A 22,909-nucleotide genomic window follows, 5' to 3' on the forward strand; every position below is an offset into this window, starting at 1 on the left:
CCGCGACCCCGACCCCGACCGCGACCGCGACCGCGACCGCGACCGCGACCCCGACCCCGACCGCGACCGCGTCCCCGACCCCGACCCCCGCCGCCGCTCCAGCTCCCGTCCCCGTCGCGCCCACGGCCGCCGTGGCAGAGAGGCTCGCGCAGGGCGATCGTGCGTTCGGGGCGGGCGACCTCCGCGGCGCGCTCTTCGCCTATCAGGACGCGGTCTACCTCCAGCCCGGGTACGCCTTCGCGCGCGTGAAGCTCGGGCGTGCCTACCTCGCGCTTCGTTATCCGGCGCAGGCCATCGCGCAGGGGGAGCTCGCGCTCGCGGCCGATCCAGGCAGCGACGACGCGCGCCGCCTGCTCGAGGAGGCGCGCGCTCCCCGCGCGGCCGCGCCCGTCGCGCCGGCCTCGCCTTCGGCGCAGCCCGCGCCCGCTGCAGCGCCCGCGGCGCCCGCCCCCGCCATTCCGGCGGGCGCGACGGTCGTCGTCGTGATGCCCGCGGGGGCGGCGCCCGGAACGACCACGATCGCGCTGCCGTCCGCTCCCACCTCGGCGCCGCCCGCTCCCCAGCCGCGTACCTACCGCCTGACGGCGGATCCATCCGAAGCGCCCGCAGCCGTTCCGGCGCCCGGGGGGGCGTACGCCGGCGGCCCCACCGCCGCGCAGCGCTACCGGAGCGCGCTCGAGCTCGTAGCGCGCCGCGACTACGGCGGGGCGATCGCGCAGCTCGACGAGGCGATCGCCCTCGAGCCGCGGCTCGCGGTCGCGTACACGGCCCGTGCGAGCGCCAAGTTCGGGCAGGGCCGGTTCCGCGACGCGGCCGACGACTACAAGGCCGCGCTCGGGCTCGACCCCGCGCTCGGGACCCCGCTGTACGGTCTCGCCGAGTGCTACCGGCTCCTCGGCGATCCGCTCGCGGCCGATCTCTATCGCCGTTACTCCGCGAGCCGCGCCCGGGACGTGCGCGAGGAGCTGCGCTCGATCGCGCGCGCCCGCGCGGACGAGCTCTCCCGGCGCTGAACGGACCGCGCCGTCCCGCCCCGGCTCTCTGGCGCCCCGCTGAGGGCGATCGTCGCTCGACGCGGGCGAGCGCGGGTCCGCCCCCCAGGTCCGCCCCCTTTCGTCCCCAGCCGTCCGTCTGGCCCACCTCCGCCGGCGGCCGTACACTTGGGGCATGGACGCGGCGCGGATCTACAAGACGCGCCTGCCGCTCCGGATCGCGGTCGCCACGGCGGGCACGTTCTGGTTCGGCGTGCTCGTCGTGCTCCTCGGCGCCCCCGGCGCGGAGCCACGCGCGGTGCTCGGCGCGACGCTGTTCGTCGCCTTCTTCGCCGCGTTCACGCTCGTGTACAGCCGCACGTCGATCACGGTGACCGACGAGGGCATCGTCGCCGCGACCCCGTTCAGCCGCCGTCCAGTGCGCTTCGAGGAGATCCGCGAGATCGTGGTGCAGGACGGGCTCGGCGGGCGGGTATATGCCTTGTTCACGCCGCGGGGGCGCGTCCAGTTCACGAGCCTCTTCGCTCGCCACCGCGAGCTGTTCGAGCTGCTCCTCGAGCGGGCCGACCTCTCGCCCCAGCGGCTCCGGCGCTGAAGGTCAGGACGCGAGCGCGAGCACCGCGGCGGAGAGCCCGAGGAGCGCCGCGGCGGTGAGGTGCGCGAGCGGGGGCCGCGGCCCCTTTGGCGCAGGGGCATCGCTCGCTTCGGCCACGGCGACGCACGCGCGGGGGCTGGGACCGACCAGGGCGAGGATCGTGTCCCCCAGGGTGATCTCATCGCCGTCGCGGAGCACCCAGGGGCGGCGCTCGATCCGCATGCCGTTCACCCTGAGCCCGTTCTTGGACTCGAGGTCCTCGATCGTGGCGCCCTCGGCCTCGAGGCGCAGCCGCGCGTGACGGCGCGACGCCTGCGCGTCGGCGACGCGGATCGCGGCCGCTCGTCCGCGCCCCAGGATCTGCTCCACGACGAGCGGGTGTCGCACGCCCGCCTCGGCGCCCGTGAGGACGACGAGGTGCGCGCCGGTGACCGGCGACTCCGCGCTCGCCGCGGCATCCTGGAGCAGCGCCGCCGCAGCGGCGCGGGTGCCTTCCGGGGCCACGCGAGCCGGGAGGGCGATGCGCTGGCCGCCGACCTCGACCGCCTCGCCGGGGCGGAGCAGCCGGCGTGCGCCGGCGGGCAGGGGCCGCCCCGCCGCGCGGGCGCCCGCCACGCACGCTTCCACGATCACGCCGGCCGCGCAGGGCCGGAGGCGGACCGCGCCGGGGGGCGCGCCAGGCAGGGGGATGTCGTCGGCGCGCGATCCGCCGGCGGTTGCGGGCGAGGAGAGGTCGCGCCGCTCGGGCTCGGCGCCGGTTCGCTGGAGCAGGATGGCCTGTCGCACGGGCGCGTGGGGATCCAGCGCGCGTGCCAGCCGTCAACGCCGCCGGGGCGCCGGATCTCGCGCGGTTGGGCGGGCGGGCGGCGCCGCGATGGGCCGCGCCGCGAACGGCAGGGCGCGCGGTCGGCCTCGGCGGATGGGGATGGGGACCCTCACGAGTCGGAGCCGACGTGCCAGCGGCTCTCGGCCCGCGAGCGTTCGGACGGGTCGCCCTCGAAGCGCAGGTATCCGTTCAGCTCGAGGGTGTCGACGAGCGTCTCGGCCTCGAACTCGCCGATGCCGAGCTCGTGCACGAGGACGTCGCGGAAGTAGCTCCGGCCCCGGAGGTACCCGACGGGAGGCTCGGTCGGCGGGATGTGACGGCGGATCCGCTCGGCGACGTCGGCCAGGTCGAAGTCCTCGATGCCCACAGGCAACCCTAGGGGCGCTCGCGCAGGATCGCCAGGGGGTCGAGGGCGGCCGAAGCGGGCACGCGGAGGACGCGGTGCCCGTCCGAGAGCAGCCGGACCGCTCCCTCGTCGGTCCGGAGCACCCTGGCGCCCACCGCACGCCACCGCTCCACCGCCGCCGCGTGCGGGAAGCCGAAGCGGTTGTCGCGGCCGAGGCTCACGACGGCGAGCGCTGGACGCACCGCCCGGGTGAACGCGTCGCTCGAGGACGTCCGGCTGCCGTGATGCGGCACCTTCACGACGTCGGCGCCGAGCCCGCCCCGTGCCACCGCTGCCGCCTCGCCCGCCCCCTCGACGTCGCCGGGGAACAGGAACGCGGTGGCCCCGTAGGCCACGCGCAGCACGAGCGAGGCGTCGTTCGCGCCGAGCCCTTCGCGGTCCCCCCCGACCACATCGAAGCGGACGCCGGCCCGCTCCCAGCCGTCGCCCGGCGCGAGCGGTACGGGCGCCAGCGCCGCGAGCACGCGAGCCGCCTCGCCCTCCGCGGGCGCACCGTTCGAGAACACGAGATCGATCGGGATCGCTCCGGCGACGGCGGCGAGGCCGAGCACGTGGTCCGGGTGCGGATGCGACACGAACGCCGCGGCGAGCCGGGCGACGCCGAGATCGCGGAGCAGCGGGACGAGGTCGCGCGCCCCCGGGTCCGCGCCGCCGTCCGGGGCGCCGCCGGCGTCCACCAGCACGGCGCTGCCGTCCGGGAGCCGGAGGAGCGCCGCGTCCCCCTGGCCCACCGACACGAACAGGACCTCCAGCCCGCCTCGCTCCTCGGCCGCGGCGGAGCGCAGGTGGGCCGGGGCGAGGAGCGCCGTCACCGCCGCGGCGGCGGCCGCGAGCCGGCGGGTGCCGCGCGTTCGCGTCGCGACGACCGCCGCGACGTAGAAGCCGACGACGCCCGCGAGGCCCGGCGAGCCGACGCCGACCGCCGCGAGCCGCGGCGCCGCGGCTGCGTCCGACACGGCGAGGAGCGCGGTGGCGAGGGGGCGCGCCGCGACGAGGACGAGGGCCCCGAGCGCCGGGGCGGCCGCGGCGGCGAGCGCCGCGAGCGTGGCCGCGATCGTGAGCGCCGACCCGACCGGCACCGCGGCGACGTTGGCGAGGAGCCCGAGCGCGGGGAGCTGGCGGAAGTGGAAGGCGAGGACCGGCGCGGCCGCGAGCGAGGCGGCTGCGCTCGCGCAGGCGCCCGCGACGACCGGCTCGAGGAGGCGCGCGCGCCAGGTGCCGGGACGTGGCCTCTCGAGCGGGAGCGCGCGCCGGAGCGGCCCCGCCCAGGCGACCAGGCCGGCGACCGCCGCGAACGAGAGCTGGAGCGACACGTCGAGCGCTCCGCCTGGATCCGCCGCGAGGAGGGCGATCGCCGCGAGCGCGAGCGTGTTCGCGCCGTCCGGCTCGCGGTCGAGCGCGGTGCCGGCGAGGAGCACGGCCGAAGCGAGGACGGCGCGCAGCACGGGCGGGCCGGCGCCGGTCGCGATCGCGTAGACGAGCGCGACGGGGAGGGCGAGCGCCGCCGCGATGCGGCGCGGGTCGGCTCGGGCTGCGAGCGTGTCCACGCGGAGCAAGAGCGCGCGGAGCAGGCGCTCCAGCCCGAACGCGACCACGACGAGGTGCATCCCCGAGACGGCGAGCACATGGGCGAGGCCGCTCCGGGCGAACGACGCGCTGGTCTCCGGATCGAGCCCGCCCCGGTCGCCGGCGCCGATGGCGCGTACGACCCCCGCCTCTCGGGCCGGCAGCGCGCGCGTCGCCGCCTCGGCGAGCCGCTCGCGCCCGCGCTCGAGCCAGCTCGGCGCACGCGCCGGTCGGGTCCGGACCGCGGGCGTGGTCGCGAGCGCCTGGTGCGCGATGCCGCTCGCCGCGAGCCTCGCGCGCACGTCACGTCCGCCGGGGTTCCGCGCCTCTGGAGGCTGCCGGAGCACGGCGCGGAGCCGCACCTCGTCGCCGAGACCGAGCGGCCAGGGGGCGGGCGGGGCGAGCACCTCCAGGGCGCGTCCCTCGGGCGTGCGGAGCCGGAAGCGGACCCGGTCGTCGAGCCGCTCCGGGACCGACGCGATCCGTCCGCCTAGCGACTCCACCCGAGGCGGCGGCGGGCGTGCGGGGAGGCCCAGGCGAGGACGCGTCTCCGCTTGCGAGCGCGCTGCCGCCTCCCCGGCGAGCGCGAGCGCGCGCTCCGCTGCCCACCAGCCCGCGACGCCGAACGCCGCCGGGGCGAGCGGCGGCGACGCGCCGAGGAGCAAGAGCGAGGCGATGGGCGCAGGAAAGCGCGCGCCGTGCAGGCCGATCGCGACGCCCGCGACGAGGCCGAGCGCCGGCGCGACGAGCGGGCGCGGGGGGCTCATCGGCCCGCACCGGACCCCCAAAGGGGCGGCACGAGAAGAAATCTGAATTCCGTAGTGTTATTGAGCGGAACGGAGGCTTGTGATACCCTCCGGCGATCAAGCTCCCGCCCTGGCCTCGACCGTTCCGGTCGGCTCCCGGGAAGGCTCAGGGAGCGGAGGAAGGAATGCCCGCAACGCAGGCTACTCAGGTGGCCCCGAATTTCAAGGTCGGGGACAAGGCGGTCTACCCCGGACAGGGGGTCGGCGAGGTCATGGGGATCGAGCACAAGGAGGTCGCCGGCCAGCGGCAGTCCTTCTACGTGCTCCGGATCCTCGAGAACGGGATGAAGATCATGATCCCGATGAACAAGGTCGGCTCGGTCGGCCTGCGCGAGATCATCGGGGAGAAGGACGTCCGCCGCGTCTACACCATCCTCCGGGAGAAGGAGGTCTCGGTCGACTCGACGACCTGGAACCGCCGCTACCGGGAGTACATGGACAAGATCAAGACCGGCAGCGTCTTCGAGATCGCCGAGGTCCTGCGCGACCTGTACCTGCTCCGCTCCGACAAGGACCTCTCCTTCGGCGAGCGGAAGATGCTCGACACCGCTCGGTCGCTGCTCATCAAGGAGCTCGCGATCGCGAAGGAGGTCGGCGAGGACGACGTCGAGCAGGACCTGAAGAAGATCTTCAACTGTTGACCGGCCGCCCGGGCGCGATGGCGCCCGGGCGTACCTCATGCGACCGCCGCACGGACGCCCGTCCGCGCGGCGGTTGCGTATCGGCGCGCTCGCGCGCGGATGTCGGGGAGCCGCAGTCACGTGTGTGGCGGCGGTAGCAGGGGCGGTGCCAGCGCCCGCTTCGCGGGCGAGGAGATCGGGATGATCCGCGGCGAGCGGGTGGCAGCGATCCTGGCGGCGGGCGGCTCCGGCGTGCGCGCCGGGGTGCGGAAGCAGTGGCTCGAGGTCGGGGGCGAGACGGTCCTGCGGCGCGCCGCGCGCGCGCTCGCCGGCTGCGACGCCGTCGACGAGCTCGTGGCGGTGGTCCCCGCCGGCGAGGAGGAGCGCGGGCTCGTCGAGGTGGACGGGCTCGGAAAGCCGGCGCGGGCCGTGGCCGGGGGCGTCGCGCGCGCCGACTCGGTGCGGAACGGCGCGCGGGCGGCCGAGGGCTGCGCGATCGTGCTCGTGCACGACGCCGCCCGGCCGTTCGCGACCCCGGACCTCGCGGCGCGCGTGGCCGAGGCCGCGGCGCGGGACGGCGCCGCTCTCGCGGCGCTCCCGGTCACGGACACCGTGAAGCGAGCCGCCCCGCGTTCCGATGCGGCGGCGGCAGCGCACGTCGAGGCGACGCTCGACCGGCGCGCGCTCTGGCTCGCGCAGACGCCGCAAGGTTTCCGGCGCGCCCTGCTCCTCGAGGCGTTCGAGCGGGCCGGGGCGGGCGCGGCGGAGGCGACGGACGAGTGCGCGCTCGTCGAGGCGATGGGGGCGCCGGTGACGCTCGTCCCCGGCGAGCCGGGCAACTTCAAGATCACCGGGCCGGAGGACGTCGCTCGGGCGCGGGCCGCCCTCGAGGCGCCCGTGGCGATGGGGGTCGGCTACGACACCCATCGGTTCGCGGAGGGGCGCAGGCTCGTGCTCGGCGGCGTCGAGTTCGAGGGGGACGGCCTCCTCGGCCACTCCGACGCGGACGTCTGCGCGCACGCGATCGGCGACGCGATCCTGGGCGCGGCCGGCCTCGGTGACCTCGGCCGCCACTTCCCGGACACCGACCCGCGCTGGAAGGGCGTCTCGTCGCTGGCGCTGCTCCGGGAGATCGCCGCGAAGGCGGCCGGCCGCGGCTTCCGGGTGGGGAACTGCGACGTGACGCTCGCGGCGCGGCGGCCCAAGATCGCGCCGCGCGGCGAGGAGATGCGCGCGCGGCTCGCCGAGGCGCTCGGCGTCGCGCCCGCGCAGATCAACGTCAAGGCAACGACAGGCGAGGGGATGGGCTTCGTCGGGCGCGGGGAGGGGATCGCCGCGCACGCCGTCGCGCTCCTCGTCAGAGTGCGGTAGGAGAGGCAACCGATGCCCATCGTCATCTCCGACACTCTCACCGGCACGAAGCGCGAGCTCGTGTCCATCGAGCCCGGCAAGATCCGCTTCTACGCCTGCGGCCCCACGGTCTACGACTCGGCGCACGTCGGCCACGGTCGCAGCTACGTCGTGTGGGATCTCGTCGTGAGGCACCTGCGCGCGCGCGGCTACGACGTGCGGTACGTCCGGAACTTCACGGACGTCGACGACAAGATCATCCGCCGCGCGAACGAGCGGGGCGAGGATCCCGTGAAGCTCGCGGCCCGCTTCGCCCACGAGTTCGACGAGGACATGGACGCGCTCGGCAACCTCCGCCCGGACGTGGCGCCCAAGGTCTCCGAGCACATCCCCCAGATCGTCGCGATGATCGCGACGCTCGTGGAGAAGGGGTTCGCGTACGCGGCGGCGAACGGCGACGTGTACTACTCGGTGCGCGCCTTCCCCGATTACGGGCGCCTCGCCAAGCGGAACCTCGACGATCTGCTCTCCGGCGCCCGCGTCGATCCGGGCGAGGCGAAGCGCGACCCGCTCGACTTCGCGCTCTGGAAGGCGGCGAAGCCGGGCGAGCCGTCGTGGGACTCGCCCTGGGGCCGCGGCCGCCCGGGCTGGCACATCGAGTGCTCGGCGATGACCCTCGCCCACCTCGGCGTGCCCATCGACCTGCACGGCGGCGGCAAGGACCTCGTCTTCCCGCACCACACGAACGAGATCGCCCAGTCCGCCGCGGCGGTGGGCGACGGCAGGACGGCGGAGAGCTTCTGCCGGAGCTGGATGCACCACGGCTTCGTCGAGATCGACAACGAGAAGATGTCGAAGTCGCTCGGCAACTTCTTCACGCTCCGCGACGTGCTCGAGAAGTTCGATCCCGAGGCCGTGCGCCTCTTCTACCTCGGCACGCACTACCGCAACCCGATCAACTACTCGGACGCGATCCTCGCGGAGGCCGAGCGGCGCCTGAACTACTTCTACGAGACGCTCGAGAAGGTGGACGCGATCTCGGAGGGGACCTCGCCCGCGGGGGAGGGCGGCGCCGTCGTCGACACCGCGCGCCGCGCGCTCGACGACGACTTCAACGCGCCGCAGGTGCTCGCCGCGCTCGCCGAGGCCTTCACCGCGGCGAACGCCCTCGCGGATCGCAAGGGGAAGAAGGCGCCCGAGGATCGCGCGCGGCTCGCCGCGTTCGCCCGGGACGTCCGCGAGGTCGGCACGACGCTCGGGCTCGTGCAGCGCCGGCCGGCGGAGGCGCTGCGCGCGATCCGCGCGAAGGCGGCCGCGCGGCGCGGGATCGATCCGGCGGCGGTGGAGGCGAGGCTCGTCGAGCGCGCCGAGGCGCGCAAGGCACGGGACTTCGCGCGGGGGGACGCGATCCGCGACGCGCTGCTCGCCGAGGGGGTCGCGATCATGGACGGGCCGCAGGGCACGACCTGGAAGGTCGAGTAGCCGCGGTCCCGGCGCGTCGTCGGCGGGCGCACCGGCAGTGCCGGGCGTGCCCGCCGAGCGCTGCGGTCACTCCTCGAGCTTCGGCTGGGGCCCGGGGATGATCCCGGCGATGTCCGGGTCCTCGCCCGGTGCGAGGGGGCCGCGGTCCACCTTCTCGCGCTTGCGCTGCTCCTTCTTCTCGTCCTTGCGGCGCTGCTTGTCGCGGCGCGCCGCCTCCTTCTGCCTCTTGGTCGCTCCGGGGTTGAAGGCCATCGCTCCTCCGTGATCGAGATCGCGAAATCGTGGGGGCCCGGCCACTGCGCGGCCGGGCCCCCGAGAAGCGGCTCACGCCGCGCGCTACGCCAGGCGGACGTTCGCCGCCTGGGCCCGTGCCATTCGACAGGCGGGACGCGCGCAACGTAACCGGAACGGGTGCGCTTGTCGAGCGTCCGCGGCGGGGCCGTCCTGCGGCCGACGCGCGCGCGGACGGCGCGCGGCGAGGCGTCGCGAGAGGGGGAGCGGCGGCATCGCCGCCCGAAGCGGGAGGGGGCCTTCGAACGGCGGCTGATCGCGGGACCGCGCGCCGTTACACTCCAGGGCGTGCCTTTCGACCTCCGGAGCGAGTACAAGCCCACGGGCGATCAGCCGCGGGCCATCGAGGAGCTCACGGCCGGCCTGCGCCGCGGCGACCCGCACCAGGTCCTGCTCGGCGTCACCGGCTCGGGCAAGACCTTCACGGTCGCGAACGTGGTGTCCGAGGTGCGGCGCCCGACGCTCGTCATCGCGCACAACAAGACGCTCGCGGCCCAGCTCTACGGCGAGTTCAAGGAGCTCTTCCCGACCGCCGCCGTCCACTACTTCGTCTCGTACTACGACTACTACCAGCCCGAGGCGTACGTCCCGTCGACCGACACGTACATCGAGAAGGACTCGTCCATCAACGACGAGATCGACCGGATGCGGCACGCCGCGACGCACGCGCTCCTCACGCGCAACGACGTGCTCATCGTCGCGTCGGTGTCCTGCATCTACGGCCTCGGCACGGCGGAGGCCTACTACGGGCTCCTGCAGCAGGTGGAGCGGGGGCAGGAGTTCCTGCGCGACCGGTTCATCCGGTCGCTCATCGACATCCAGTACGAGCGGAACGACGTCGACTTCCACCGCGGCACGTTCCGCGTGCGGGGCGACACCATCGAGGTCTTCCCGCCGTACGAGGAGGACCGCGCCATCCGGATCGAGTTCTTCGGTGACGTGGTCGAGTCGATCCACGAGTTCGACCCGCTCCGCGGCCAGACGCTGGCCGAGCTCGACAAGGCGGCGATCTTCCCGAACAGCCACTACGTGTCGGCGCCCGAGACGCGGAAGCGCGCGATCGACGGGATCCGCGAGGAGCTGCGGGAGCGGCTCGGCGAGCTCAAGGGGGCGAACAAGCTCGTCGAGGCGCAGCGGCTCGAGCAGCGGACGATGTTCGACCTCGAGATGCTCGAGCAGATGGGGTTCTGCTCCGGCATCGAGAACTACTCGCGCTGGCTCTCCGGGCGGAAGGCGGGCGATCCGCCGCCGTGCCTCCTCGACTACTTCCCGAAGGACTTCCTCGTCGTCATCGACGAGTCGCACCAGACCATCCCGCAGATCGGCGCGATGTACCGGGGCGACCGCTCGCGCAAGGAGACGCTGGTGGACTTCGGGTTCCGCCTGCCGTCGGCGCTCGACAACCGCCCGCTCAAGTTCGAGGAGTTCGAGGGGCTCGTGCACCAGGGGATCTACGTCTCGGCGACGCCGTCCGAGTACGAGCTCCAGAAGGCGCAGGGCGTCGTCGTCGAGCAGATCATCCGCCCGACCGGCCTCACGGATCCGGAGGTGGAGGTCCGGCCGGTGGGGTCGCAGGTGGACGACCTCCTCGGCGAGGTGCGCAAGCGCGCCGAGGCCGGGGAGCGCGTCCTCGTCACGACGCTCACGAAGCGGATGGCGGAGGATCTCACCGAGTACTTCACCGACGTGGGCGTCCGCTGCCGCTACCTGCACTCCGACATCGAGACCCTGGAGCGCAGCGCGCTCATCCGCGACCTGCGCAAGGGCGAGTTCGACGTGCTCATCGGCATCAACCTGCTGCGCGAGGGGCTCGACATCCCCGAGGTCTCGCTCGTGGCGGTCCTCGACGCCGACAAGGAGGGCTTCCTCCGCTCGTCGGTGTCGCTCATCCAGACGATCGGGCGCGCCGCGCGGAACGTGAACGGCCGGGTGATCCTGTACGCGGACACCATCACCGCCTCGATGAAGCAGGCGCTCGAGGAGACGAACCGGCGTCGCGAGATCCAGCGGGCCTACAACGTCGAGCATGGGATCACGCCGCAGACGGTGAAGCGGAACATCACCGACCTGCAGATGGCCGTCGTCGAGGCGGACTACGTGACGGTGCCGATGGCCGCCGAGGGCGCGGAGTACCAGCCGGAGCAGCTCCCGGTCATCGTCGCCTCCCTCGAGCAGGAGATGAAGGAGGCGGCGAGGGCGCTCGACTTCGAAAAGGCGGCGCAGCTGCGCGATCGCATCCTCGCCCTGAAGGACCTCCAGCTCGGGCTGCCCGCCAAGGCGAGCGGCATCAAGGGCATGCTCGGCTCCGGCGCCTTCGCCGGCGCGGCGGCGATGGGGAAGCTCGGCGGCGCGCGCCGGCCGCAGCAGCGAAGACGCCGGCGCTGAGGCGCGGGCGGCCGAGCGAGCGCGCGCAGAGCGGCGAGCCTCCGATGAGCGTCGCCCCGCGAGGGAAGGCGTACGCCTCGGCGCGGTCACTAGGGATGGATCTCCACTTCACTGGGGGAGATCGGGATGACCAGGTTCGCGGCGGCGCTGGTGGTCGTGGGCGTGCTGGGAGCGTGCGGCGGCAGCGACAGCAAGAAGTCCGAGCCGGCGCGGGTGAAGGGGACGGTGCTGGGCCAGGCGTTCGACCCGGTGGACGGGACGGCCCTCGTGCTGAGCCCGGAGACCTGCATCTTCCAGAACGTGCTGCAGGCGAGCGCGACCGCGATCCTCGTGGGCTTCGGCACCTTCGAGAACATGTGCCAGGTCGCGCAGCAGACGAAGGCGTGCGGGGGAAAGGCGAACGGGACCACCGTGAACCTGATCGTGCTGAACGCGAGCGCCGTCGGCACCGCGACGGCGGTCCAGCCCGGGACCTACCCCGTCACCACGGCCCAGCCCGACGTGACGAAGCCGTTCACCGTCGCGACCGCGTTCATCGCGAAGACCGACGCGACGTGCGCGGACTCCGCCAGCGCGGTCGAGGCGACGGCCGGGACCATCACCATCGACAAGGCGGGGGCGGACCGGGTCACCGGGAACGCGAACATCACCTTCTCGGACGGGAGCAGCGTGAGCGGCGCGTTCGACGTCCCGGTGTGCGCGTTCTCGACCGACGTGTGCACCGGCCTGGGCGCAGGCTGCAAGACCCCCACCTGCGTCCCCTGAAGCGGCAGCCGGGCTGGCGCCAGGGCGTCCGGATGGACGCCTGCTCGGCTCCGGAGCCACGCGACCCCGGCCCTCGGCTCGCCACGGCCGGCGGCCGCCTCACGCCCGCCGGCGATCCGGCAGGTGATCCGCGCCCCGTTTCCGGGTAATCCCTCTACCTCGGGATGGACGCGAACCTCCGAAAGAAGCTCGACGAGCTGCCAGCCGAGCCGGGCTGCTACCTCATGAAGGACCGCCGCGGCGAGGTGGTCTACGTGGGGAAGGCGTCGAGCCTCCGCTCGCGCGTCCGCTCGTACTTCGACGCCTCGCGCGGCGACGACCGCGCCTTCGTCGCGTTGCTCGACGATCTCCTCGGCGACCTCGAGGTCATCGTCACGCGCTCGGAGAAGGAGGCGGTCCTCCTCGAGAACGAGCTCATCAAGCGGCACAAGCCGCGCTTCAACATCCGGCTGCGGGACGACAAGGACTTCATCGTCCTGCGCCTCGACGAGCGTCACCCGTTCCCGCGCCTCGAGGTGCGGCGCGCGCGCGAGCCGCGCCGCGCCGGCGCGCGCTACTTCGGGCCGTACTCGTCCGCGAGCTCGATCCGGGAGACGCTCCGGGTCGTGAACCGGCACTTCCAGCTCCGGACCTGCACCGATCACGTGTTCGATCACCGGAAGCGGCCCTGCATCCTCTACCAGATCAAGCGCTGCCCGGCGCCCTGCGTGTACGACGTGACCGAGGCCGAGTACCGGCAGTCCGTCGAGGACGCGATCGAGTTCCTCGAGGGGCGCGAGACCGAGCTCGTCGAGCGGCTCCGCGGGCGCATGGACGAGGCGGCGGGCGCGCTCCGCTTCGAGGACGCGGCGCGGCTCCGCGATCAGCTCCAGGCGGTGGAGCGCAGCCTCGAGAAGCAGCGGGTGCTCATGGCCGATCGGGCCGATCGGGACGTGGTCGGGCTCTACCGGGAGGGGCCGGACCTCGTGGTGCAGGTCCTCGCCATGCGCGGCGGGAAGCTGCAGGACTCGCGCAGCTACCCGTTCCGCGAGCAGGAGTTCCCGGACGAGGAGACGCTCTCGTCGTTCCTCTCCCTGTACTACGAGCAGAACCCGGCGCCCGAGGAGATCCTCGTGCCGGTCGAGCCCGTCGAGGCCGACGCGCTCGCGGAGGTGCTCACCGAGCGGCGCGGCCGGCGCGTGCGGCTCCTCACCCCGCAGCGTGGCGCCAAGGCGGATCTGCTCGAGGTGGCGGCGCGCAACGCGGAGCAGGGGTTCAAGAGCTGGCACGAGAAGGACGAGCGTCGCGAGCAGGCGCTCGCGGCGCTCACGCGCGCGCTCCACCTCGCCAGGCCGCCGCGCTGGATGGAGTGCTACGACATCTCCACCTTCCAGGGCGCGCTCGCGGTCGGCTCGGGCGTCTCTTTCAAGGACGGGGAGCCCGACAAGGCGAACTACCGCCGCTACAAGGTGAAGGGGGTCGCCGGCCAGGACGACTTCGCGATGCTGTACGAGGTCGTGTCGCGGCGGCTGAAGCGCGGGATCGGGGAGGGCGCCTTCCCGGACCTGCTCGTCATCGACGGCGGCAAGGGGCAGCTCAACGCCGCGCTCGCGGCGGCGAAGGACCTGGGCGTCCCGACGAAGCCGTCGCCGGGCAACGAGGGCGCGCCCTTCATCGAGCTCGTCGGCCTCGCCAAGAGCCGGCTCCTGGACGGGCCGGCCCTCGGCACGACGCGCGTCATCGCCCGGCGCGGCCGGGGCGGGCGCGGCGCGGCGGCGCTGGCGGACGCGGCGGAGGCGCAGGAGCGGGGATTCGTGTCCGAGCTGGCGCGGAGCCCCGAGCGCGTGTTCCTGCCTGCGCGCAAGGATCCCGTCGTGCTGCGCCAGAACTCGGCGGAGCTCTTCCTCCTCGCCCGCCTCCGCGACGAGGCGCATCGCTTCGCGATCACCTTCCACCGCAAGCTCCGGCGCGAGCGTAACTTCCAGAGCGTGCTCGAGGAGATCCCGGGCATCGGGGAGGGGCGCAAGCGGGCGCTGCTGCGGCACTTCGGGTCGCTGAAGCGCGTGAAGGAGGCGGCGCTCGCGGAGATCGCCGAGGTGGACGGGTTCGGCCCGAAGCAGGCCCGGGCCGTCCACGAGTTCTTCCACGCCGCGGCTGCATCGGCGGTCCCCGCGCCCGAGCCGGCCGCTGACGCGCCCCCCGCGGCCGCCGCCCCCGCGGAGCCGCTCGCCGAGGGCGTGACCGAGGCGGACATCGACGCGGCGCTGGCCGAGGAGGCCGCGGCCGGGGACGCCGTGGAGCCGATCGAGGACGCGCACGCTCCGTCGCTGACCGAGTGACGCGGGGCGCCTGCCGGTCGAGCGTTGCCCGCGACGGAAGCGGCCCTTATGGAGGACGGAACTGGTCCCGTTTCTCACGGAGGTCCCATGCGCATCGCCGAAGACATCACGAAGCTCATCGGCAACACGCCGCTGGTGCGGCTCAATCGCGTGCTCGACGGCGCGAAGGCGACCGTCGCGGCGAAGCTCGAGATGTGGAACCCGGCGGGCAGCGTGAAGGATCGGATCGGCGTCTCGATGATCGAGGCCGCCGAGCGCGACGGGAAGATCAAGGCGGACACGATCCTGCTCGAGCCGACGAGCGGCAACACCGGCATCGGCCTCGCGTTCGCCGCGGCGGCGAAGGGCTACAAGCTCGCGCTCACCATGCCGGACACGATGAGCGTGGAGCGGCGCAAGCTGCTCGCCGCCTTCGGCGCGGAGCTCGTGCTCACGCCCGGCGCGGAGGGGATGAAGGGCGCCATCAAGCGCGCTGAGGAGATGGCCGCGAAGGACCCGCGCTACCTCATCCTGCAGCAGTTCGAGAACCCGGCGAACCCGGACATCCACCGCCGGACCACCGCCGAGGAGATCTGGCGCGACACGGACGGCAAGGTGGACATCCTCGTCTGCGCGACCGGCACGGGCGGCACCGTGACCGGCTGCGCGCAGGTGCTGAAGCCGCGCAAGGCGTCCCTGCGGATCGTCGCGGCCGAGCCGGCGGACTCGCCCGTCCTCTCCGGCGGCAAGCCGGGGCCGCACAAGATCCAGGGCTGGGGGCCCGGGTTCGTGCCCAAGGTGCTGGACCCCAAGGTCCTCGACGAGATCGTCACGGTGCGTCACGAGGACGCGGGGGAGATGGCGCGGCGGCTCTGCAAGGAGGAGGGGATCCTGTCGAGCATCTCGGACGGCGGCGTCGTCTGGGCGGCGCGGGAGATCGCCCGGCGGCCGGAGAACGAGGGTAAGCTCGTGGTCGCGGTGCTCCCCGACACCGGGGAGCGGTACCTGTCCACGTGGCTCTTCGAGGAGGCGAAGTGAGCGATTCCAAGCAGGCGAGGGCGCCGGCCGTCGACACGGTGGCGCTCGCGCCGGTGGTCGACCGGCTCTGCCGCGAGGCGACGCTCGCGACGGCGTTCCCGCCCGGCGGCAAGGTGACCCTGCCGTCGCGCGAGGCCGTGATCGGCTTCGTCGAGGACCTGCGCGGGGTCCTGTTCCCGGGCTACTTCGGGACGAACGACGTCCACGGGGAGAGCCTGCACTACTTCGTCGGAGCGACGCTGGCCCGGGCCCTCCGCTCGCTCGAGGAGCAGGTCCGGCGGGGGCTCGCCTTCACGGAACGTCACGAGCTCGAGACGTGCGATCACTGCGCGGACACCGCGCGCACCGTCACGCGCTCGTTCCTCGGGCGCGTCCCGGAGCTCCGCCGGCTCGTCGCGTCCGACGTCGAGGCGGCCTACGAGGGCGATCCCGCGCTGAAGACGCGCGACGAGGCGATCTTCGCTTACCCCGGCATCTTCGCCATCACGAACCAGCGCATCGCCCACGAGCTGCACGTCCTCGGGGTGCCGCTCATCCCGCGCATCATCACCGAGCACGCGCACACCCTCACCGGGATCGACATCCACCCGGGCGCGTCGATCGGCGAGCGCTTCTTCATCGATCACGGCACGGGGGTCGTGGTGGGCGAGACCTCGCGGATCGGCGATCGCGTCCGCCTGTACCAGGGCGTGACCCTCGGCGCGAAGAGCTTCCCGCTCGACGAGAAGGGGACCCCGATCAAGGGGATCGATCGGCACCCGATCGTCGAGGACGACGTGGTGATATACGCCGGCGCCACCATCCTCGGCCGGATCGTGATCGGGAAGGGCTCCTCGATCGGCGGCAACGTCTGGCTCACCAACGGCGTGCCGCCGGGGAGCCGCATCACCCAGGCCGAGGTCCGGGAGCAGCGCTACTCGCACGGCGGCGGGATCTGAGCCCGCGCGCGACCGGCTCGCCGCACCGAAAGGAAGACGCGTCCTTGGCCTACCACCCCTGGCACGACGTCGAGCTGCCTCGCTTCATCGAGGAGCCGATCCCTGCGATCATCGAGATCGCCACCGGCTCGAAGGTGAAGTACGAGCTCGACAAGAAGTCGGGTCTGCTCCTCGTCGACCGGATCCTCTTCTCCTCGGTTCACTATCCGGCGAACTACGGGTTCGTGCCGCGCACGTACTGCGACGACGGGGATCCCCTCGACGTCCTCGTGCTGTGCCAGGAGGCGATCGTCCCGCTCGCCATCATGCGCGCCAAGGTCATCGGCGTCATGAAGATGCGGGACGACAAGGGCGAGGACGACAAGCTCATCGCCGTGCACGCGGACGATCCGACCTACTCGGACTACACGGACATCTCCGAGATCCCCTCCCACAAGCTGCGCGAGCTGAAGCGCTTCTTCGAGGACTACAAGGCCCTCGAGAACAAGAAGGTCCTCGTCTCCGAGCCGCAGGGCCGCTCCGAGGGCCTGCAGGTGCTGCGCGACGCCATCCGGCTCTACGACCAGGAGAAGGACCGGCTCATGGAGGCGCCCCTCGCGCCGGTCGCGGCGCCGAAGGCGCGGCGGTCGCGCCGGGCGAAGCCCTCGGCGCGCAAGGCGGCGGCGTCGACCAAGGCCCGCCGCCGCTGAGCCTCGCCGCGAGCGGCGGCGGCGCTCGCCGTCCCGCTCGCTCGCTGGCCGGGGTTCGGCGGGGCGCGCGGGGAAGGCGCCCGCTCGATCGGGCGCGCCCGTGCGCGTGTGGTTATGTTCTCCGCCGATGGAGCACGCGCTCGAGCACATCGCGGCAGCGGTCACGCCGGCGGTCATGGTCTCCGCCTGCGGCCTCATCGCCCTCGGCCTCGACAACCAGGTCGCCCGCATGTCGGGACGCCTGCGAGACCTCGCCCGCGAGTTCCGCGACGAGGACGCGCCCTCGCGGCGTGCCGTCGTGGCGCGGCAGGTGCGGGTGATGGAGCTCCGGCACCGGCTCTACTCGCGCGCCATCCTCCTCGACTACGCCGCGCTCTTCGCGTTCGTGGTCACCTCGCTCCTCTGGCTCGCGCAGGCGTTCGTGTCGCTGAGCGCGGCCGTCCCGGTCGTGACGTTCGGCGTGGGGGTGCTGCTGCTCGCCGGCATGGCGATCTACGTGATGGCGTCGATCACGCTCGCGCGGCGGACGGTGCGCGCCGAGGCCGCGGACATCCTCGGGCGCGGCGGCGAGGCCCCCGTGCGCGAGCCGGCCGGCGTGCGGGCCCATTGAGGTGGCCTCGGCGGGCTCGCTTCGCTCGCCTGTCCACGAATCCCTTCAGCCGCGGCGGGCTCTCACGCGAGAATGGGCCCGGAGGCCCGAGGTCCACGCGAACGATGCCGATCTACGAGTACGCCTGCGCCGCCTGCGAGAAGAAGTTCGAGGAGCTCATCGTCCGCAAGTCGGACGAGGCTGAGGTGAAGTGCCCCGCCTGCGGGGGTCGCGAGGTGGCGCGGCAGATGTCGCGCCCGGCGGCCGCCCGCGTGGGCGGCTCGGGCGGCGGCGCGCCTCCCGCGTGCGGCCCGGTGGGCTGAAGCATCTAAGCGCCGCCGGTCGGGCGGCTCACCTCGACGGCGCCGGGCCGCGCGGAGCAGGCGCGGCGCCGAACACCTACAGCGGCGGAGATCCCGGGAACTTCTGGCGCCAGGGACCCCGCGGTACACTCGCGCGCGCCGATGTCCAGGACCTACCGCGCGACCGACTACACCCTCGAGTTCGTGGCCGATCTCCTCGCCCGCGAGGGGATCCTCTCCGACGACGCCAGGCGCACGGCCTTCGCGCGCGAGAACGTGCAGCGCGCCCGCCTGCTCCGCGAGCACGCCTCGCGCGCCGGCGGCCGCGGGCTTCGCCGGGCGGAGCTCTCGCCCATCGAGGTGCTGGCCTCGTTCGAGTTCCCCGACGCGCGCCGCGACGCGGAGCTCGTCGACGAGGACAAGGCCACCCAGGCCGTCGCGCAGGCGGTCGGGGTGCCCTACCGCAAGATCGACCCGCTGAAGCTGGACGCGCAGCTCATCACGCGCACGCTGTCGCGCCCGTTCGCGCGGCGCCACGCGGTGCTGCCGATCGAGCGCCGCAACGGCAAGCTCGTCGTCGCGGCGGCGAACCCGTTCGATCGCGAGCTGTTCGAGAACCTGCGCGGCCTCACCGGCGCGGAGATCGATCCGGTCCTCTCGTCGCCCTCCGACATCCACCGCGCCATCGCCGAGGTGTACGGCTTCCGCCAGCAGATCTCGGAGGCGCACACCCAGCTCGAGCAGGGGGCCTCCGGGCCGGACGTCGCGAACCTCGAGCAGTTCGTGAACCTCTCCGGCATCGAGGCGCTCGAGGCGTCCTCGGAGCCGGTGATCGCCGCGGTCGAGTACCTGCTCCACTACGCGTTCGAGCAGCGTGCGAGCGACATCCACCTCGAGCCCCGGCGCGAGGAGTCCATCATCCGGATGCGGATCGACGGGATCCTCCACCCGATCCACCGCATCCCGAAGGCGGTCCACGGGGCCATCGCGAACCGCTTCAAGATCATGAGCCGCCTCGACATCTCGCTGAAGCGGCCGCAGGACGGGCGCATCCGCACCGCGCGCGGCGACGCCGAGATGGAGCTGCGCGTCTCCACCATCCCGACGACCTTCGGCGACAAGGTCGTGATCCGCGTGCTCGACCCGACGGTGCTCGTGCGCGATCTCTCCGAGCTCGGGTTCCTGCCCGGGGAGCGCGACCAGCTCGAGCGGTGGCTCGTGCGGCCGCACGGGCTCGTGGTCGTGACGGGCCCGACCGGCAGCGGCAAGACGACGACGCTCTACTCCGCCCTCCAGGCGCTCGCCTCGCCCGAGGTGAACGTCGTCACCATCGAGGATCCCATCGAGATGGTGCACGACGAGTTCAACCAGATCGCGGCGAACACGAAGACCGGCACCGGCTTCGCCGAGGCGCTCCGGCACGTGCTGCGCCAGGACCCGGACGTCATCATGGTCGGGGAGATCCGCGACGGCGAGACGGCCACCCAGGCCGTCCAGGCGGCGCTCACCGGTCACATGGTGCTCACGACGCTCCACACGAACGACACCGTGAGCGCGATCGCCCGCCTCCGCGACCTCGGCGTGCCGAGCTTCCTCGTCGCCGCGACGCTCACGGGCGTCGTGGCCCAGCGGCTCGTCAGGCAGGTCTGCCCCTCCTGCGCGAGCGACGTGCCGCTCACCGCCGACGAGATCCACGCGCTCGGGGTTCCTCACCCCGAGGATCACGCGGGTCAGCTCCTCGCCCGCCGCGGGCAGGGCTGCACGAAGTGCCGCTACACCGGGTACTACGGCCGGACCGGCATCTTCGAGGTGCTGCCGGTGAACCCGCGGCTTCGCCACCTGATCGCCGAGGGGGCGATGCCCGAGGTGCTCGCGCGGACCGCGCGGCAGGACGGGCTCGAATCACTCCGCGGGCACGCGGTGCGCAAGATCGCGGCCGGCGTGACGTCCTTCGAGGAAGCGTTCCGCGCGACCGCCGACGTGGAGGCCAGCGCGTGAGCGCCATCGCGCAGGAGATCGCGGAGCTCTGGTCGGCGGGGACGCCGCTCCTCTACGTCGTGACGGCCGAGGAGGAGCGGGCCATCGCGGTGTGCGAGGCCGCCGCGGCCGGGTTCGGGGCGCGGGCTGCCGTCTGGTCCGCCCCCCGCGGGCTGGAGGGCCTCGCGCCCGCCGCGAAGGATCCCGCCGCGCTGCTCGACGCGCTCGCGCGCGCCCCCGCGCCGGTGATCGTCGTGGCGCTCGACTTCCACGAGGCCCTGCGCGATCCGCTCACGGTCCGCCGGGTCCGCGATCTGCTCCCGCGGCTCGCCGCGGAGGGGCGGTGCCTCGCCATCGTGGCGCCGCGCCTCGCCGTCCCGGACGGTCTCGCCGCCGACGTCGCCGTGCTCCGGCTGCCGCTCCCGGAGGACGGCGAGCTCGCCGCGCTGCTCGAGGCGGTGCGGGCCGGCCTCGCGCACCCGGCCCCGGCGCCCGCGCTCGCGCCGGAGGTCCGCCACCGCGCGCTCGTCGCGGCGCGGGGCCTGTCCGAGGGTCAGGCGCGCCGCGCCTTCACCCGCGCGCTTCGCCGCGACCCGTCGCTCGGCGCCGCCGGCCAGGCGATCATCGCCGCCGAGAAGAAGCGCCTCCTCGCGCGCGACCTCGGCCTCGAGCTCGTCGAGAGCGCGGAGGGACCGGACGATCTGGGCGGGCTCCCCGGCTTCAAGGCCTGGATGGAGGAGCGCGCGCTCGCGTTCGATCCCGACGCGTCCCGCTTCGGCCTGCCGCCGCCGCGCGGCGTCCTGCTCGTGGGCGTGCAGGGCTGCGGGAAGTCGCTCGCCGCGAAGGCGGCCGCGGCGCGGCTCGGCGTGCCGATCCTCCGGCTCGACCTGCCGCGGGTCCTCGGGGCGAGCGCCGCCGAGGAGCGGCTCTCGGCCGCGCTGGAGGCTGCCGAGGCGCTCGCGCCGGTGGCGCTCTGGGTCGACGAGATCGAGAAGGGCTTCGCCGGCAGCGCCCCGGGCGACGGTGGCGAGCCCCGCGCGGCGCGGCTCCTCGGCGCGTTCTCCACCTGGCTGCAGGAGCGCCGCGGGCCGGTGTTCGTGGTGGCGACCGCGAACGACGTGTCTCGGCTCCCGCCCGAGCTCCTCCGGCGAGGCCGGTTCGACGAGCTGTTCTTCGTCGATCTGCCCGACCTCGAGGCGCGCCGGGAGATCCTCGGGCTGCACCTCCGCCGCCGCGGTCGCGACACCGAGACGATCGACGTGGCCGCGATCGCGGAGCTCTGCGCGGAGTACTCGGGCGCCGAGCTCGAGCAGGTCGTCGTGGGCGCACTTCACCGTGCATACGCGCTCGGCCGCGACGTCGATACGGGCGACCTCCGGCGCGTCGCCCAGGATCTCGTGCCGCTCTTCCGCACCTACGAGGAGCAGATCAAGGGCCTGCGCGAGTGGGCGCGCGGTCGCGCGCGGGTGGCAGGGCGCGCCGGCGCGGTCGTGGATCTCTTCCGCCGAGCGCAGTAGCCGCCTCCGTCACCCTGGGTTCCTTCCGGAATCCCGGGCGGTCGGGCGCCCGGCTCGCTACAGAGTCCGGATGCCCCGCGCCCGCGCCACGCGGCCGTCACCTCCGGAGCTCGAGGTCCATCCGCTCACGCCGGCGCGCTTCGCCGACCTCGAGCGGCTCTTCGGCCCGCGCGGCGCCTGCGCCGGGTGCTGGTGCATGTGGTGGCGGGTGCCGCGCGCCGAGTGGCAGGCCGGGAAGGGGGAGGGGAACCGCCGCGCGCTCGAGGCGTACGTCGCGGCAGGCAAGCTCGCCGGGCTCCTCGCCTACGACGGCGACGCCCCCGTCGGCTGGGTGGCCGTGGAGCCGCGCTCGGCCTACCCTCGGCTCGCGCGCTCGCGGAACCTCGCGCCGGTGGACGCGCGCCCGGTCTGGTCGATCACCTGCTTCTTCGTGGCGCGCTCCCACCGTGGCCGCGGCGTGACCCGCGCGCTCGTCGAGGCGGCGGCCGCCCACGCCCGCGCGCAGGGCGCGCCCGCGCTCGAGGCGTACCCCGTGGCCACGACCGCGCGGCTCGGCGACGCCTTGCTCTACACCGGCGCGGCCTCCACCTTCGAGGCGCTCGGGTTCGAGGAGGTGGCGCGCCGCAGCCCGACGCGCCCAGTCATGCGGCGCGAGCTCGGCGCCGTCAGCCCCGGAGCGCCCGCAACACGTGGTCGTGCACGAGCCCGTTCGACGCGACGCAGCTCCCCGACGCGACCGTCGGGCGGCCGTCGAGGTCGGTGAACCTGCCGCCGGCCTCCTCGACGAGCACGGGCAGCGGCCCGAGATCCCAGATCTGCACGCCCGCCTCGACCCAGGCCTCGGCCTTGCCCTGCAGGACCAGCGCGGCGCCGGCGAGGTCGCCGTAGCAGCGCGCGCACTGCGCGCTCGTCGCGAGCGCCGCGACCCGCTCCAGCATCGGCGGGCGGAAGAGCACGTGCGGCTCGCCGAGCGACAGGGTGGAGTCCTCCCATGCGCCGATCCTCGAGACCTGGAGCCGCGCCGGTGCCCCCTCGCCCGTCCGGAGCCAGGCCCCCTTCCCGCGCGCGGCCCAGTAGGTCTCGCCGAGGGCGGGGAGGGCCATCGCGCCCGCGACGATCGCGCCGTCGTGCTCGAGCGCCACGAGCGGTCCCCAGAAGCCCCGCCCGCGCGTGAAGCCCTTCGTCCCGTCGATCGGGTCCACGATCCAGCGAGTCGCCGCGGCGCCCGCGTGCGCGCCGGTCTCCTCGCCGAGGAAGCCGTGGTCGGGGAAGGCGGCGCGGACGACGGCGAGGATCGCGGCCTCGGACTCGCGGTCGGCGGCGGTCACGGGCGTGCGGTCGGGCTTCACCTCGACGCGGACGCCGCGCCGGAAGTGGGCGAGGCTCGCGGCGGTCGCGGCCTCCACCGCGCGCCGCGCGGTCGCCATCGCATGGTCCAGATCGAGCTCGGGCATGGGCGGGAGATTAGGCGCCCCCGG

General features: G+C 74.0%; 20 protein-coding genes and 1 pseudogene. 16 read left to right on the forward strand and 5 right to left on the reverse strand.

Going from position 1 to position 22,909, the window contains the following annotated elements:
• Positions 1–1,013 (forward strand): annotated as a pseudogene (locus MNY62_RS15615) (hypothetical protein); the annotation flags it as partial.
• Positions 1,014–1,167: 154 nt separating this feature from the next.
• Positions 1,168–1,587, forward strand: a complete 420-nt coding sequence (locus MNY62_RS15620) for a hypothetical protein (RefSeq protein WP_242345112.1) — start codon at positions 1,168–1,170, stop codon at positions 1,585–1,587.
• Between the two features lie 3 nt (positions 1,588–1,590).
• On the opposite strand, the gene MNY62_RS15625 is transcribed toward MNY62_RS15620, so the two are convergent.
• The 3 genes from MNY62_RS15625 to MNY62_RS15635 all read right to left on the reverse strand — a co-directional run bounded on the left by MNY62_RS15625 (position 1,591) and on the right by MNY62_RS15635 (position 5,152).
• Positions 1,591–2,373, reverse strand: coding sequence for an FHA domain-containing protein (locus tag MNY62_RS15625; protein WP_242345113.1), 783 nt, complete (start codon positions 2,371–2,373; stop codon positions 1,591–1,593).
• A gap of 149 nt (positions 2,374–2,522) precedes the next feature.
• Complete coding sequence (locus MNY62_RS15630) at positions 2,523–2,780, reverse strand: hypothetical protein (RefSeq protein ID WP_242345114.1); 258 nt, start codon at positions 2,778–2,780, stop codon at positions 2,523–2,525.
• An 8-nt stretch (positions 2,781–2,788) separates the two neighbouring features.
• The gene (locus MNY62_RS15635; RefSeq protein ID WP_242345115.1) at positions 2,789–5,152 is read right to left on the reverse strand and encodes a DNA internalization-related competence protein ComEC/Rec2; all 2,364 of its coding nucleotides are present in this window, start codon (positions 5,150–5,152) and stop codon (positions 2,789–2,791) included.
• Between the two features lie 164 nt (positions 5,153–5,316).
• Between MNY62_RS15635 and MNY62_RS15640 the strand changes: the two genes are divergently transcribed.
• The 3 genes from MNY62_RS15640 to cysS all read left to right on the forward strand — a co-directional run bounded on the left by MNY62_RS15640 (position 5,317) and on the right by cysS (position 8,643).
• Positions 5,317–5,832 (forward strand): CarD family transcriptional regulator, encoded by a 516-nt coding sequence (locus MNY62_RS15640; RefSeq protein ID WP_408629091.1) that lies wholly within the window; start codon positions 5,317–5,319, stop codon positions 5,830–5,832.
• A gap of 180 nt (positions 5,833–6,012) precedes the next feature.
• Positions 6,013–7,182 (forward strand): 2-C-methyl-D-erythritol 4-phosphate cytidylyltransferase, encoded by a 1,170-nt coding sequence (gene ispD / locus MNY62_RS15645; protein WP_242345117.1) that lies wholly within the window; start codon positions 6,013–6,015, stop codon positions 7,180–7,182.
• 12 nt (positions 7,183–7,194) lie between these two features.
• The gene (cysS, locus tag MNY62_RS15650; RefSeq protein WP_242345118.1) at positions 7,195–8,643 is read left to right on the forward strand and encodes a cysteine--tRNA ligase; all 1,449 of its coding nucleotides are present in this window, start codon (positions 7,195–7,197) and stop codon (positions 8,641–8,643) included.
• A 66-nt stretch (positions 8,644–8,709) separates the two neighbouring features.
• Here the strand turns inward: cysS and MNY62_RS15655 are convergent, their stop codons facing one another.
• On the reverse strand, positions 8,710–8,895 hold the full coding sequence (locus tag MNY62_RS15655; RefSeq protein ID WP_242345119.1) for a hypothetical protein: 186 nt from the start codon (positions 8,893–8,895) through the stop codon (positions 8,710–8,712).
• Positions 8,896–9,222: 327 nt separating this feature from the next.
• Here MNY62_RS15655 and uvrB point away from each other — a divergent pair, with 327 nt between their 5' ends.
• The 11 genes from uvrB (at position 9,223) to MNY62_RS15710 (ending at position 22,194) form a co-directional block, all read left to right on the forward strand.
• Positions 9,223–11,319, forward strand: a complete 2,097-nt coding sequence (gene uvrB, locus MNY62_RS15660; protein WP_242345120.1) for an excinuclease ABC subunit UvrB — start codon at positions 9,223–9,225, stop codon at positions 11,317–11,319.
• A gap of 126 nt (positions 11,320–11,445) precedes the next feature.
• Positions 11,446–12,084, forward strand: a complete 639-nt coding sequence (locus MNY62_RS15665) for a hypothetical protein (RefSeq protein WP_242345121.1) — start codon at positions 11,446–11,448, stop codon at positions 12,082–12,084.
• A 164-nt stretch (positions 12,085–12,248) separates the two neighbouring features.
• A complete protein-coding gene (gene uvrC, locus MNY62_RS15670) occupies positions 12,249–14,402 on the forward strand; it encodes an excinuclease ABC subunit UvrC (protein WP_242345122.1) in 2,154 nt (717 codons plus the stop codon).
• 87 nt (positions 14,403–14,489) lie between these two features.
• Positions 14,490–15,419: a cysteine synthase A gene (cysK, locus tag MNY62_RS15675; protein WP_242345123.1), complete on the forward strand. Its 930-nt coding sequence runs from the start codon at positions 14,490–14,492 to the stop codon at positions 15,417–15,419.
• Positions 15,416–16,357, forward strand: a complete 942-nt coding sequence (gene epsC / locus MNY62_RS15680) for a serine O-acetyltransferase EpsC (protein WP_242345124.1) — start codon at positions 15,416–15,418, stop codon at positions 16,355–16,357. The genes cysK and epsC overlap by 4 nt, the downstream gene beginning before the upstream one ends.
• A 44-nt stretch (positions 16,358–16,401) precedes the next feature.
• A complete protein-coding gene (locus tag MNY62_RS15685; RefSeq protein ID WP_242345125.1) occupies positions 16,402–17,046 on the forward strand; it encodes an inorganic diphosphatase in 645 nt (214 codons plus the stop codon).
• A gap of 127 nt (positions 17,047–17,173) precedes the next feature.
• Entirely contained in the window at positions 17,174–17,656 is a 483-nt protein-coding gene (locus MNY62_RS15690) for a DUF2721 domain-containing protein (protein WP_242345126.1), read from the forward strand.
• A 104-nt stretch (positions 17,657–17,760) separates the two neighbouring features.
• Positions 17,761–17,958 carry an FmdB family zinc ribbon protein gene (locus MNY62_RS15695; RefSeq protein ID WP_242345127.1) on the forward strand — a complete coding sequence of 66 codons (198 nt, stop codon included), beginning with the start codon at positions 17,761–17,763 and terminating at the stop codon, positions 17,956–17,958.
• 141 nt (positions 17,959–18,099) lie between these two features.
• Positions 18,100–19,935 (forward strand): GspE/PulE family protein, encoded by a 1,836-nt coding sequence (locus tag MNY62_RS15700; protein WP_242345128.1) that lies wholly within the window; start codon positions 18,100–18,102, stop codon positions 19,933–19,935.
• The gene (locus MNY62_RS15705; RefSeq protein WP_242345129.1) at positions 19,932–21,431 is read left to right on the forward strand and encodes an AAA family ATPase; all 1,500 of its coding nucleotides are present in this window, start codon (positions 19,932–19,934) and stop codon (positions 21,429–21,431) included. The genes MNY62_RS15700 and MNY62_RS15705 overlap by 4 nt, the downstream gene beginning before the upstream one ends.
• Before the next feature lie 70 nt (positions 21,432–21,501).
• On the forward strand, positions 21,502–22,194 hold the full coding sequence (locus tag MNY62_RS15710; RefSeq protein ID WP_242345130.1) for a GNAT family N-acetyltransferase: 693 nt from the start codon (positions 21,502–21,504) through the stop codon (positions 22,192–22,194).
• Here the strand turns inward: MNY62_RS15710 and MNY62_RS15715 are convergent.
• Positions 22,097–22,885 (reverse strand): inositol monophosphatase family protein, encoded by a 789-nt coding sequence (locus tag MNY62_RS15715; protein ID WP_242345131.1) that lies wholly within the window; start codon positions 22,883–22,885, stop codon positions 22,097–22,099. The genes MNY62_RS15710 and MNY62_RS15715 overlap by 98 nt on opposite strands.
• Positions 22,886–22,909: the final 24 nt, after the last annotated feature.

It is taken from the genome of Anaeromyxobacter terrae (assembly GCF_022690685.1).
GTDB classification, from domain to species: Bacteria; Myxococcota; Myxococcia; order Myxococcales; family Anaeromyxobacteraceae; genus Anaeromyxobacter; species Anaeromyxobacter terrae.